Annotated in this window: 9 protein-coding genes; 7 read left to right on the top strand and 2 right to left on the bottom strand. The window is 63.7% G+C overall.

Annotated features, from left to right (window positions below; translation table 11 throughout):
• Positions 1 to 29: 29 nt before the first annotated feature.
• Positions 30 to 767, top strand: a complete 738-nt coding sequence (locus tag WKF39_RS06250; protein ID WP_340386414.1) for a hypothetical protein — start codon at positions 30 to 32, stop codon at positions 765 to 767.
• Positions 768 to 916: 149 nt separating this feature from the next.
• On the opposite strand, the gene WKF39_RS06255 is transcribed toward WKF39_RS06250, so the two are convergent.
• The gene (locus tag WKF39_RS06255) at positions 917 to 2,497 is read right to left on the bottom strand and encodes a fibronectin type III domain-containing protein (protein ID WP_340386416.1); all 1,581 of its coding nucleotides are present in this window, start codon (positions 2,495 to 2,497) and stop codon (positions 917 to 919) included.
• 440 nt (positions 2,498 to 2,937) lie between these two features.
• Here WKF39_RS06255 and WKF39_RS06260 point away from each other — a divergent pair, with 440 nt between their 5' ends.
• The 6 genes from WKF39_RS06260 to WKF39_RS06285 all read left to right on the top strand — a co-directional run bounded on the left by WKF39_RS06260 (position 2,938) and on the right by WKF39_RS06285 (position 10,212).
• Positions 2,938 to 3,387 carry a nucleotide pyrophosphohydrolase gene (locus WKF39_RS06260; protein WP_340386418.1) on the top strand — a complete coding sequence of 150 codons (450 nt, stop codon included), beginning with the start codon at positions 2,938 to 2,940 and terminating at the stop codon, positions 3,385 to 3,387.
• Entirely contained in the window at positions 3,374 to 5,275 is a 1,902-nt protein-coding gene (locus tag WKF39_RS06265; protein WP_340386420.1) for a DNA/RNA helicase domain-containing protein, read from the top strand. Before WKF39_RS06260 ends, WKF39_RS06265 begins: the two co-directional genes overlap by 14 nt.
• Before the next feature lie 74 nt (positions 5,276 to 5,349).
• Positions 5,350 to 6,159, top strand: a complete 810-nt coding sequence (locus tag WKF39_RS06270; protein ID WP_340386422.1) for a GIY-YIG nuclease family protein — start codon at positions 5,350 to 5,352, stop codon at positions 6,157 to 6,159.
• A 301-nt stretch (positions 6,160 to 6,460) separates the two neighbouring features.
• The gene (locus WKF39_RS06275; protein ID WP_340385328.1) at positions 6,461 to 7,522 is read left to right on the top strand and encodes an IS110 family transposase; all 1,062 of its coding nucleotides are present in this window, start codon (positions 6,461 to 6,463) and stop codon (positions 7,520 to 7,522) included.
• A gap of 186 nt (positions 7,523 to 7,708) precedes the next feature.
• Positions 7,709 to 8,902 carry a hypothetical protein gene (locus tag WKF39_RS06280; RefSeq protein WP_340386423.1) on the top strand — a complete coding sequence of 398 codons (1,194 nt, stop codon included), beginning with the start codon at positions 7,709 to 7,711 and terminating at the stop codon, positions 8,900 to 8,902.
• A 386-nt stretch (positions 8,903 to 9,288) separates the two neighbouring features.
• The gene (locus WKF39_RS06285; protein ID WP_340386425.1) at positions 9,289 to 10,212 is read left to right on the top strand and encodes an HNH endonuclease; all 924 of its coding nucleotides are present in this window, start codon (positions 9,289 to 9,291) and stop codon (positions 10,210 to 10,212) included.
• Between the two features lie 87 nt (positions 10,213 to 10,299).
• Here the strand turns inward: WKF39_RS06285 and WKF39_RS06290 are convergent, their stop codons facing one another.
• Positions 10,300 to 13,200 carry a vitamin B12-dependent ribonucleotide reductase gene (locus tag WKF39_RS06290; protein WP_340386427.1) on the bottom strand — a complete coding sequence of 967 codons (2,901 nt, stop codon included), beginning with the start codon at positions 13,198 to 13,200 and terminating at the stop codon, positions 10,300 to 10,302.
• Positions 13,201 to 13,242 lie beyond the last annotated feature (42 nt).

The raw sequence follows: 13,242 nt of genomic DNA on the forward strand, positions 1-13,242 counted from the left end.
GACGGAACGCATTCCACGGAGGGGCACCGGTGCTGCACATCGCCTGGACGGCCGGTGAACGGCAGTCCGGCGAGGCCACGCTCGAGGTGGGCGCGGCATTCATCTTCGCGCGGCGGATGAACCTGCCGGAGCAGGAGTCGCTCGTCGCGGAGCGGATCGACGGGTCGGCCTATGTCTTCGTGCGACTCCCCTACGTCAGTGACCCCGCGCTGGTCATCACGGCCACCGCCGGGCAACCCGTGGTCCATCGGGGGCAGCGCGACAACGGCGCCATCGTCGAGATCATCGGCCCGTCCGGCGAATCCACGACGCCCGCACCGGGGCAGAAGATCTCGCTCACCAGCAGCGGCAGCCGCATCGAGCTGCGCTATCCCGACCTGACGCTGTCCCTCGTGGTGTCGTTCGACCTTGCGGCTCCTGCGGCCGGGTCGGGCACGGTGCAGCTCGGCGTCGAGTCGCTGCAGCACGATGACGCCTGGCTCGTCGCTGCGATCGCCGTGGCCTTGTCACCTGAGAACGGCGTGGTCGCGCACGGGGACCTCAAGCGCGCGTTCGCAGTGTGGCGCGGAGTCGAGCAGCACAGCGACGGGGCGTTCGACCGCAACCTGCTTCGGCCGGCGCTGGCTTCGCGGGGTCTGGAGATGCCGGGGCCGCGCCTCAACAAGATCGTCTACCTCGTCGAGCGATGTCGGCGTACGTCGGAGTTCCCGGCACGGCTGCTGGCGGACATACGGGCTCGGTTGCGGGTCCTGGGGTTGGACGCCTGAGGTCAGTCGGGCGCACTCTGGACTCGCACGTGCGTCGCCGTCCGCGACCTGCGAGAGTTCTGTCCTGACCGCCGACCAGGTGGTCGTACGCCGGGGTGGCCTCGTGCGACTGGGTGACGTCATTGCCGAACTGGCCGAGTTGTCGTCCCCTATTTGGGGACCGGTTTGCCCAGATGCAGGTCAAGCGCGAGCAGGTTGTGGTCTGACGGGATCACGCCAACGAACGCGCCCTTGGTGTCGAGCTTCACGACGGTGCGCCACGTGGCGACGCGGATTCCCGGCGACGTGTAGACATAGTCGACGACAGAGCCGATGGGGAACGAGGTGCGTCGCGCCTCGGGCTCGAAGCCGTTGAAGCTGTTGTACTCCACGTCAAGGGTGTGTTCAGCGCTCGCCTCGCGGCCTGCTGCCCAGCTGGCGTCCTCGTTGTCCAGCGGGTCGACATAGCCGGCTCTGGTGAAGGTCTCGTACTGCCCGTTGTTCGGCTCCGCCGTCCGGCTCGAGTTCATGTCGCCGGCAATGACGACAGGCAGGTTGCCGGCGTTGGCGTCGATGAGGGCGAGGACTTCCCTTGCCTGCTTGATCCGAGCGTCGTTGTAGGTCCCCGCGGCTGGCGCACCAGGCTCGAGGTGAGTGTTGATCACGAAGAATCGGCCGTCGGTCTGCTTGTCCTCCAGCACGGCCCACACGGCATACCGGGTGGCGGTGCCGACAGTCGTGAGCGCTCTGGTGCCCGCCTTCACGACCGACGTGCGGGTCTTGTTGTGGACCAGTTTGCTGCCGCTGGACCCGGCGCGCGTGACTAGTGCGTAGTCAGGGCCAAGCAGGCCCACCAGATCGTCGTACTGCTTCACCTCTCCATACCGCAGGGGTGAAGCCTCCTGCAGGGCGACGACGGCAGGCTTGCGCGCCAGGATGTTGGCCGCCACGGCCTTGCGCCGGGTGTCCCAGGTCGGCGTCCCCGAGGCTTTGTGCACGTTGTAGCTGACCATCGTCAGGCGTCGGCTGCTGGGCGAACCGGCCAGCGCCGCCGCGCTCGCGGCGGAGTAGTCACTGATGCCCCTGCCGGCTGAGTCGATGACGCGGGAGCGGAAGTAGTACTTCGTGCCCGCCTTCAGACCGGTGACCACCCCACCCTCGGCGTCGGTCTTGATCGACTTCCACTTCACGACGGACAGACGGGGGTTGCTGGTGTAGCGCAGCACGTAGTCGACGCCGGGTCCGCGGCTGCGCCACGAGACGTACATCGACGTGGCGCTGGCCCGGGTGGCCTTGACGCCGACAGGCTTGAGCTCGGACGCACCGGTTTTCGGCAGTGTGATCTTCAGTGTCCTGCTGTAGCTGCTCAGATCGTCCCGCGCGCTGACGTTCCGGTCGTCCGTGATCGCCTTGACCTGGAAGTAGTAGGTCTCTCCGGGTGTTAGCCGGGGAGACATCGTGTTCGGGCTCGCCTTGGTGCGGATCCACTCGTACGAGCTTCCGAGGACGTCCCACGTGTCCTGGTTGGACTCCATGGTCGAGCTGGTGGAGATGCGGACGCGGTAGGCGTCGTCGCCCACGCTCTTCCACTGCAGGCCGACACCCTTGGTCGCGACGTAGGCCGCATGCAGTCCGCTCGGTGCCGAGAGGGCCTCGGCCGGTGACGTCGTGGCCACCAGCCCGCCGGACGTCGCAAAGATGGCCGCCAGGGCGCCGACGAGTAGGCGCGGGTGGGCGGGTTCTATGTCCATGGGTCAGTCGTCTCCGTCTGATCGTCCCGCCGCGCCCTCGACTTCGGCAGATCGTCGCAGCCCCCGCGCAGCGTTCGGGCAGAGTATCAGCAGTCGCACGCGTCACGCAGGTCTCTTCAGCACCATCAGCCCCATGGCTCCCGAAGGCGACGCTGCTTGGGTGGCATCGTGACCTGATCCAGTGGGTGGTGGCAGCAGCGTTCTTGTTGGTGACCGGGTTGTCGAAGTTGTCGATGTCGACGTTGTCCCGGTTGGCGTTGTCGTGCTCATGGCGTCCTTCACCGCGAATGTGTCCTTGCCCTGACCGCCGACCAGGTGGTCGCACGCCGGGGTGACCTCGGTGGACTGGATGAAGTCGTTACCGGACTGGCCCTCGACCCAGTCAATGCCCTCGAAGGCGTTGAGGTAGTCGTTGCCGTGGCCGCCGTAGTGCTAGCTGCATGGCATCGATGACGAAACGGAACCTTGTTGAAGTCAGCCTTTGTCGAAGGGCGGACGACGAGATTGCAGCGGTTCGAGCGCTGGTCACCTTTAGCCTGGGCCACACAATGACCTTGCCGCACGATGACCGGATACCGTCCAACGTCCCCGCAGCTCTCCGCGGCTTCGTCGCCGAGCGTGATTGGGCCCGGTTTCACTCCCCCGAAAATCTCGCAAAGAGCATCTCTATCGAAGCCGCTGAGCTCCTCGAGTGCTTCCAGTGGAATGCGTCCGCGGATACCGACCGCGTTCGGGGCGAGCTTGCCGATGTGCTCACGTACTGCCACCTCCTCGCCGACAAGCTCGGCCTGGACGCAGACCAGATCGTCCTCGAAAAACTAGCAGTAACGCGAGGGAAATACCCCATAGACAAGGCTCGCGGCCGCAGCGACAAATATGACGAGCTCTAGGGTCGAGCGCATTGCCTTCGACGGAGATTCGTTGAAGGCGTGGGCCGAGCTGGATCCGAAGGCCATCAACTGGCCCGTCGTCTACACGATCGACGGCGAGCGTCGCATCTACGTCGGCGAGACGATCCACCTGCTGACCCGGATGCGCCAACACCTTGCCCGCCCCGACCGCAACCACCTCACATCGGTTCGTGTCGTCATCGACGAGACCTTCAACAAGTCGGTATGTCTCGACCTTGAATCGTTCCTCATTCAACGATTCGCCGGCGACGGCAAGTACCAGGTGGAGAATGCCAATGCAGGCTTGACTGGCTCGGACTACTACGAGCGTCGGCGCTACCGCGAGCAATTCGTCGAGATCTTCGATCAACTGCGGGCTGAAGGGCTTTTTGAGCACACGATTCACCAGATCGAGAACAGCGATCTCTTCAAGTTGTCACCGTTCAAGGAGCTCAACTACGACCAGCGCGTCGCCATCATGGGCATGTTGGACCGGCTCTTTGCCGACCTTCGTGCCGACGCGCGGAGCACCGCAGTCGTGCAGGGACAGCCTGGGACCGGCAAGACGATCGTCGGAATCTACTTGATGAAGTTGCTCAGTGATATTCGCCGGGGCGCAGAGCTAATTGATACCGAATCCGACGCGATCTTCGCTGGCTTCTTCACCGAAGAGAATGCGGCGTTGCTGCAGGACTTCCGTATGGGGTTCGTCGTCCCTCAGCAGTCCCTGCGCAGAACCGTCGAGAAGGTCTTCGCCAAGACTTCGGGTCTCAGCAAAGACATGGTCCTTTCACCGTTTCAGGTAGGTGAGAGCTCCGCCGAGTTCGACCTGCTCATCGTGGATGAGGCGCATCGTCTTCAACAGCTAGCAGCCACGATGGCGATGTCGATCCTCAAGTTCAAGGCCATCAATCGGCGGCTCTTCAATGGTCACGAAGCTGGCGGAAACCAACTCGACTGGATTCGTCTGACCAGCAGGCACCAGATCCTCCTGGTTGACGGTGAGCAGAGCATCAGGCCCGCCTTCGACCTCCCGTCTGAGGTCCTCCAGGCTCTCGAGCGAGACGCCGCCGAGACCGGGCGGCTGTATGCGCTCAAGTCCCAAATGCGAGTGCGCGCTGGGGAGGACTACGTGGCGTACGTGCGCGGGTTCCTCTCATCAAACCCGCCGGCACCGGTGGCCTTCGCTGACTACGACCTTCGGCTGTTCGACAACCTCGGCGTCATGAAACACGCCATTCTCCAGCGCGAGCGGGAATTCGGTCTGTCGCGTCTCGTCGCAGGCTTCGCCTGGAAATGGCGCAGCAAGAAGGACAAAAGTCAATACGACATCGAGATCGACGGGCAGCGTCTGCAGTGGAACAACAGCGCCACGGATTGGATCAACTCCCCCACGTCGATCAACGAGGTCGGCTCAATCCACACCACGCAGGGATATGACCTCAACTACGCAGGCGTCATCATCGGCCCTGACCTGAGCTATGACCCCGTCGATCGGAGGCTCCGCTTTCACCGTGACTCGTACTACGACACCAAGGGCAAGCTCAACAACAAGATGCTGGGGATCACTTTCGACGACGAGGATCTCCTGACCGCGGTCCGCAACATCTACGCGGTCCTCCTCACCCGCGGCATCCGCGGCACTTACGTGTACGTATGCGACCCAGAGCTGCGGCGCTACCTCGCGAAGTTCATCCCTGAACGGTCGGGCGCCGGTGCCGCTATGCCGGACGTTGTTCACCCCTCCAGAGAAGTCCCGGAGGGCAGCCAGCTTGAGGTCGAACTGGGCGCCTCGGCCGCCAGTGATAGCCCGAGTGGAGTGCCTTCGTCACGGCACGACCAAGGCGATCGGGGACACTGGAGCAACGCCCGCCTCGACCGGCCCTGAGGAGAAAGACCGATCCAGCGAGCGGCCCGCCGGTCGCGGCGGTGCGACAGCTTCTGAGCCGCTAGGTTGCTCGGGTGACTCTGACATTCGCGTCGATTCTGATGAGCGCTGGCATCGACCCAGCCCAGGCACTCGTGATTCGGCACGCGTATGTGCGCGAGCATGAGGACGGAACCGTCCCGATTCACGCCGACTCAACCGACGAAGAAATCCTCGCCTACACCCGAGCACAGTCGCCGAACCCGCGTATCTTCCCGGCCAAGCCGCCACCGATCTGGGTCGTGTTCCTTCCCGAAGGTGGTGACCGTGCCCGACTGTGGTCGGTGTTGACTAATCACGGCGAGACGACAGCTGATGCAACGCTCCGGACATTCGACCTGACACAGAACGATCAAATGGCCGACCTCAAGAACCGACTTGTGCTCGGATGGCGATCGCCTCGCACCTGGCGGACTAATGCGACGACGGCAGCGGGCTACCCGGTGATGGAGATCGCCGATGCCGAGCCTGTGCCCTTTCCTGGATTCGACAAGCTGATCCTGAGCTATGCACAACTTCAGAGCGTTATGCGCGAACACCGCTACGCGTCTTGGCAGACGGCCCTGGCATCGGTTGTCGGGATCTACCTCATTACTGACACCCGGGATGGCCGGCACTACGTAGGCAAGGCTGATGGTGACGAGAACATCCGCCAGCGATGGGCCACCTACGCCGCCAACGGACACGGCGGAAATGTACGGCTCCGCAACCTCGACCCCTCCTCCTTCCGCATGTCGCTACTGCGCGTGTTCGATCCCGGAACCCCTACACACGTCATCAACCGCGCCGAGAGCCACTACAAGCAAGCGCTCGATTCGATCAGCCACGGACTGAACGGCGGCTAGTACCGCAGGTCGGCGGTTGAACCCAGCGCTTTTGCGGTGGAATGACTGTGAGGATCGCCAACGCAGCCCGAAGGTGCTGGGCTGTGGTTGGTGACCGTGAGTGTGACCCCTGGAATGACTGGCTTTGTGCCTTGTTGCGACCTGTCCGCTCGCGGTTGCCGGCCCCGGCCCGGTTGGAGGAGCTGGCCTGATCAGGAGCTTGACCATCTGGCGTTAGTGGCGCCGGATGTGTCTCATCACAGTCCTGCCGAGCCTCCGTCCCGGACCGGAACCACGTCCCGTCCGGCGAAGGAGAGAACGCATGAACAGTCTGACCGATCTGCGTGAGGTGGTCGATGTCGTCATCGGCGTCGACACCCACGTCCATACCCACTCCGCGGCCGTGGTTGATGCTGCGACTGGTGGTGTCCTCGATGAGATCACCATCGAGGCAACAGCCCAGGGCTATGCCGAGCTGGTGGAGTTCGCCAACAACCACGCGATGTTGCGGGCTTGGGCGATAGAGGGGACCGGCGGTCACGGCGCCGGTCTGAGTCGTCACCTGTTGGAGGCCTCAGAGATCGTCATCGAGTTGGATCGTCCGAAGCGGGCTGCGCGCCGCAACGGCGCGAAGTCCGATCCGCTCGATGCGATCCGCGCTGCGCGTGAAGCGATGGCCAGGCCGCGGTTGGGAACTCCCCGCACTGGGGGCGAACGCCAAGCACTGTCGGTGCTTTTGGCTACTCGCCGCTCCGCGATCAATGCCTCCACCGAGGCCCAGCTGCAGGTCTTCAGCCTGGTCATCGCAGCACCCGAACCGATCCGACTCAGATTCCGCGGTCAGAAGCTTGCCGCGATGCTCAACACCGCCGCGAACCTGCGACTGCACGCCTCCTGGGACACCGAGACGACCAGCACCGTGGTGGCGCTGCGGACCTTGGCACGTCGCGCGCACGCGATGCTGAAAGAGGCACGGGAGCTGCAGAAGGCGATCGTGGCCATCATCCGTAGTTGGCGTCCTGACCTGCTCGAGGAGTTCGGCGTCGGACCGATCGTGGCCGCGACGGTGTTGTGCGCCTGGTCCCACCCCGGCCGTATCCACTCCGAGGCAGCGTTCGCGATGCTCGCCGGCGTGGCACCGATCCCGGCGAACAGTGGCCAAGTCACCACTCGCTATCGGCTCAACCGCTACGGCGACCGCCAGCTCAACAACGCACTGCACACCGTGGTCCAGAGCCGGATTCAGTACCAGCCAGCCACCCGCGACTACGTCGCTCGCCGTACTGCCGAAGGCAAGACCGGCCGAGAGATCAAACGCTGCCTTGCCCGCTACGTCGCCCGCGACCTCTATCGCCTACTCGAAAACACGGCCGCAGCGGCTTGACGAAGCATAGGAGCGTCGCACTCCGTCTTAGTCTGACTGCCAGACGCCGTGCACTGGTGCGATCAGTCGGCAAGACATCGAACTGTTGCGGCGTCGTGCGCAAGGTCGAGCAGACCGAAGTCGACAGCCCGTCATGAATCTCGGGTTCTAGCGATTCGTGTCTGACTCGACCCCTAGGGTTCGGGTATGGCAAGAGCAGAAGTAGAGGAGTACCGACAGCATCAGGTATGGGAAGTGCTGCGTCTGAAGGCGGAAGCACTACACATTGCGCGCTACGGCAACGGCACCATCGACAAGGAACGAATCGCGATGGCTGACGTCCTGACGTATGCGCTCAAGTCACGCGAGAACGCGCAGCCCCACCTGTACGCGGGGCTCCTCGCCGATCTGCAGTCGTTGGTCAATCAGATCCCGCCAGAAGAGAATCAGTTTCACCAGTTCGCGGCCAACCAGATGAACAACGTCGCTTCGCTTGTCCGCGCCTTACCTGGCCCGCCGATGCGCAATATGCCCCAGACCTATATCGAGCAGCTCGATACGGCAATACGTATGCGAGAGGAGGAACTTACGGCACTGACCAATCAGATCAAAACCCTTCGCGCTGAGGTGGAGAATCAGCAGACGACCTTGAACCGGCTTGCCACCACAATCGAACAGCAGAACGCAGCCTCGACCGATGCCGCGCAACAGATCAAAACGGTGGCCGCGGAGTCGGAGTCGCTTCTGAACCAGAAGTACGAAGAACACCTCACAACATGGGTGAACAAACGCGATCAAAAGGACAGCGCACTTGATGATCGGATGGAAGATCAGACGGCGCTCTTGACTGCCGCAGCACTCGTCGGTCAGCGTCTCGTGGAGCATGCGGCAGGAAACCTGACGGCGCTGGACTGGGCGACTCGGGCGAGTCGCGAACGTCGCAGCGGCCTCGGTTTGCGGGTGCTTGCGATCATTTTTGGCTTTGCCGGTCTCGGCTTGGCCTACTACATTGTGGATCGCGCGGTGAAAGAGGACTTTGATCTGACGGTCGGTGACGGCCTGCTTAGAGCTGCCGCGATTATCGCGGTCATCGCAGTCGGTGGGTACTTCGCCGCAGAGTCACGGCGGCACTACACGGAGTCAGACACTGCCGAGGAGGTCGCCACTGCTATGCGGGCCATCGAGCCGTACTACGCCGGAGCCGACAACCACGATCGAACTGCCGCGCGCAACGCGCTTGGCGAGACTGTCTTCGTCAAGAACGTCCTCTCGCGGTTCTCTAGCCGAGACGCAGGACGGCACAACGAGGCGGTCAGCAGTCAGGATCTGTCAATCATTGTGGACGAACTCACGAAAGCACTGAAGGCAGCCCAGACGACCCAGTCGGCTCCGAAGCCCTAGGACACAGCGCAGGACGCCGTGAGGCCTGGCTCGTCCGACGACGACCGGTGTGCGTTCACCATGGCTGGTCCTCTGGTGGCGATCTCGGCAACGACGGCATCCTCGTCAGCCCGTTCGTGAGGGCAGGGCGCGTGGTGCCGACAAACGGCCGAGGGTTGAACCAGTCGGACGCGCCGGAGCTCGCTGTCAGGCGACCATCCAGCGCATCCGACCGATCGTCGAGACTTTGGCGAATCCGACGGTTACTACGAGTCTCAATGGCTGCCTTTGAAAAGTGCGGAGATAGACGCTCCTGCGTCTTAGTGGGCGAATTGCCCTACGGTCCGCCTGGTGCACTAACTAGGTCCGCTATCTACCTACCGATCGCCCGGTTCGAGCGACACTCGATGCCAGAGCTGCGACCGCAGATGTGGAAAGCTACAGCCATGACTGACAGTCGCGGCGAGCTTGAGCTGCGACGCCTCATCATGAACGCGCTAGAAGACGCCCGGTCCGATGCCGGAACAGTGACACGTGATCAGTTGTCCAGCGTCGACCTGGGCTTCGAGACGCGGCGGCTGATCGATCAATCCCGCGGCATCTGGAACCCCCGTGACCTCGAGGCCACGCTGTCCGTCCTGTCGACACCTTCGGGACCCTACGATGACGCGGCGCTCGACGGGTCAGTGTTTCGTTATGACTATCGCGCCGGGTCGACAGACGGGGACAATCGCAAACTCCGCCGTGCGTACGAGCTGGGCCTGCCGATCATCCTTCTGCGCAAAGTCCGCGACCGAGAGTTCTTGCCGCTCTTCCCGGTGTACGTCATCGCCGACAACTTCGACCAGCGGCACTTCTTGCTAGGTCTCGATGAAAGTCTGCGTTCGCTCGACGATCCATCGAACCCGACACCAACTGAGCGCCGATACATCTCAAGGCTGACTCGGCAACGTCTTCATCAACCGGAGTTCAGAGCAAGGGTCTTGCTCGCATACGACACTCGCTGCGCGGTTTGCCAGCTAAAGCACGGACGACTTCTGGACGCTGCTCACATCATCGGCGACAGCGAGGCGGGTGGTGACCCGGTCGTCACGAACGGACTGACGCTCTGCAAGATCCACCATGCGTCGTACGACTCGAACATGCTCGGCATCTCGCCGGACTACACCGTTCACATCAATCAGGATCTCCTCGACGAGGTCGACGGACCGATGCTCAAGCATGGCATCCAAGAGATGGATAGTCGGCCGCTCTCAATACCCAGCCGACGGCCCGACAGGCCCGACCGCGAGCGCCTTTCGATTCGCTACGAGTCCTTCCTCGCTTGCTGAGCACGAGCGCTATCCCACACATGAAGAAGTGGGGAAGAGCCGAAGCTCTCCCCCATTCTCGCACTGCTACTTCACGCTTTCACACCGTCAGCTGCAGCCGCTGGTACTGCCGCAGCCTTCGCAGACGTGGCAGGAGCCGGCGGGGCGCATCTTGGTGCCGCAGGTCATGCAGAGCGGCGAGTCGACCGCGGAGCCGGTGATCTGCTCCAGGAGCTCAGCGCTCGTGTGGGCGGCTGCCGGGGCGGGCTTGGCGGCGGCGGCTTCGTTGCTGTCGGCTGAGACGCTCTTGACCTCCACCTTGGGTGCCTCGACCGCACCCGCTTCGATGGGCTCGACCGGGGCGTCCTCAATGAGCTCGGCGGCGGTGGTGCCCGCTGAGATCGGCTGGTGCGAGCCCGTGTCGAGGTAGCGCTGGCGCTCGTCGGCCGAGTGGATGCCCAGGGCCGAGCGGGTGTCGAAGTCCAAGTAGTCCAAGGCGAGACGGCGGAACGTGTAGTCCATGATCGACTGGCTCATGCGGACGTCCGGGTCGTCGGTCAGACCGGCGGGCTCGAACTTCATGTTGGTGAACTTCTGGACGAAGGTCTCCAGCGGCACGCCGTACTGCAACGAGATGCTGATCGCGATCGAGAAGGCGTCCATCATGCCGGCCAGGGTCGAGCCCTGCTTGCCGAGCTTCATGAAGATCTCGCCGAGCGCACCGTCTTCGTGGGCACCGGAGGTCATGTAGCCCTCGGCGCCACCGACGGAGAACGAGGTGGTGATCGCCTGGCGGGACTTGGGCATCTTGCGACGGATCGGCCGCTCGACGATGACCTCGCGGACGACCTCCTCGACCTTGGTGGATCCGGACTCCTTGGCGCCCTTGCCATCGGACAGCGGCTGGCCGACCTTGCAGTTGTCGCGATAGACCGCGAGCGCCTTGAGGCCGAGCTTCCAACCCTGGAAGTAGACATCCTGGATCTCGGCGACCGTGGCCGACTCGGGCAGGTTGACCGTCTTGGAGATGGCACCGGACAGGAACGGCTGGCACGCGGCCATCATGTTGACGTGGCCCATCGGCGCGATGGAACGCTGGCCCATGGCGGTGTCGAAGATCGAGTAGTGCTCGGGCTTGAGACCCGGCGCGTCGACGACGTGACCGTTGTCGGCGATGAACTCGACGATCGCCTCGATGGTTTCGCCGGTGTAGCCGAGCTTCTTGAGTGCCGCCGGGATCGTCTGGTTGACGATCTGCATCGAGCCGCCACCGACGAGCTTCTTGAACTTGACCAGCGAGAAGTCCGGCTCGATGCCGGTCGTGTCGCAGTCCATCATGAAGCCGATCGTGCCGGTCGGCGCGAGGACCGAAGCCTGGCTGTTGCGCCAGCCGTTCTTGGCACCGATCTTGAGGTTGTCGGCCCACTGCTTGGCGGCCTCACGGTGCACCGCGATGTCGATCGAGTGCTGCGTGCGGATCTGGTCGTTGGCGGCCTGGTGCTTGCGCATGACGCGCTCGTGCGCCGAGGCGTTCTGGGCGAAGCCGTCATAGGGTCCGACGACGCCGGCGAGCTCGGCCGAGCGACGGTAGGACGTACCGGTCATCAGCGACGTGATCGCACCGGCCAGCGCACGGCCACCGTCGGAGTCATAGGCCAGGCCCGACGCCATGAGCAGCGCGCCGAGGTTGGCAAAACCGATGCCGAGCTGGCGGTATGCCCGCGTGGTGTCGCCGATCGCCTCGGTCGGGAAGTCCGCGAAGCAGATCGAGATGTCCATCGCGGTGATGATGAACTCGGTCGCCTTGACGAACGTCTCGGTGTCGAACGAGCCGTCGTCCTTGAGGAACTTCAGCAGGTTGAGCGAGGCGAGGTTGCACGAGGAGTTGTCGAGGTGCATGTATTCGGAGCACGGGTTGGACGCCGTGATGCGTCCGGCCTCGGGCGAGGTGTGCCAGTCGTTGATCGTGCCGTCGTACTGGATGCCGGGGTCGGCGCACGCCCAGGCGGCCTGGGCGATGTCGCCCCACAGCTTCTGCGCGTCGACGGTCTCGATGATCTCGCCGTTGGTGCGGGCGCGGAGGCCGAACTCGCCGCCGGACTCGACCGCGCGCATGAACTCGTCGTTGACGCGGATCGAGTTGTTGGCGTTCTGGTATTGCACCGAGGTGATGTCGACCCCACCGAGGTCCATGTCGTAGCCGGCGTCGCGGAGGACGCGGATCTTGTCCTCCTCCTTGGCTTTGGTCTCGACGAACTCCTGGATGTCCGGGTGGTCGACGTCGAGCACGACCATCTTGGCCGCGCGGCGCGTGGCGCCACCGGACTTGATGGTGCCGGCGGAGGCATCGGCACCGCGCATGAAGGAGACCGGACCCGAGGCCGTGCCACCCGAGGAGCGGAGCAGCTCCTTGGACGAACGGATGCGGCTCAGGTTGAGGCCCGCACCGGAGCCACCCTTGAAGATCAGGCCCTCTTCGCGATACCAGTTGAGGATCGAGTCCATCGAGTCATCCACCGCGAGGATGAAGCAGGCGCTGACCTGCTGCGGGCTCGACGTACCGACGTTGAACCACACCGGGCTGTTGAAGCTGAAGACCTGGTGCAGGAGCATGTGCGTCAGCTCGTGCTCGAAGATCGTGGCCTCGTCCTCAGTCGCGAAGTAGCCGTGGTCGCGGCCGGCCTGCGTGTAGGTCAGGACGACGCGGTCGAGCAGCTGCTTGAGGCTCTGCTCGCGGTCGGGCGCACCGACGGCGCCGCGGAAGTACTTCGTCGTGACGATCGTGGAGGCGTTGACGCTCCAGAAGTCGGGGAACTCCACACCGCGCTGCTCGAAGACGTTCTCGCCGGTCTTCCAGTTGGTCTGGACGACATCGCGACGCTCCCAGGTCACGGCGTCGTAGGGGTGCACGCCCTCGGTCGTGTAGACGCGCTGGATCGTGAGGGCGGCGCCCTTGTTGCCAGCAGTCTTGCGCGAGGACCCCGAGGATCCGCTGACCGTTTCTGTCATGTGTGTGCTCCTTGTATGTGTGCGCGGTGTGAGGGTGGTGCT

It is taken from the genome of Aeromicrobium sp., assembly GCF_037719875.1.
Lineage (GTDB): Bacteria > Actinomycetota > Actinomycetes > Propionibacteriales > Nocardioidaceae > Aeromicrobium.

What these genes read in the sequence shown, in the direction of transcription:
- WKF39_RS06280 (WP_340386423.1), top strand. Translation starts at nt 7,709, where the DNA reads ATGGCAAGAGCAGAAGTAGAGGAGTACCGACAGCATCAGGTATGGGAA.
- WKF39_RS06275 (WP_340385328.1), top strand. Translation starts at nt 6,461, where the DNA reads ATGAACAGTCTGACCGATCTGCGTGAGGTGGTCGATGTCGTCATCGGC.
- WKF39_RS06265 (WP_340386420.1), top strand. Translation starts at nt 3,374, where the DNA reads ATGACGAGCTCTAGGGTCGAGCGCATTGCCTTCGACGGAGATTCGTTG.
- WKF39_RS06290 (WP_340386427.1), bottom strand. Translation starts at nt 13,200, where the DNA reads ATGACAGAAACGGTCAGCGGATCCTCGGGGTCCTCGCGCAAGACTGCT.
- WKF39_RS06255 (WP_340386416.1), bottom strand. Translation starts at nt 2,497, where the DNA reads ATGGACATAGAACCCGCCCACCCGCGCCTACTCGTCGGCGCCCTGGCG.
- WKF39_RS06260 (WP_340386418.1), top strand. Translation starts at nt 2,938, where the DNA reads ATGGCATCGATGACGAAACGGAACCTTGTTGAAGTCAGCCTTTGTCGA.
- WKF39_RS06285 (WP_340386425.1), top strand. Translation starts at nt 9,289, where the DNA reads ATGCCAGAGCTGCGACCGCAGATGTGGAAAGCTACAGCCATGACTGAC.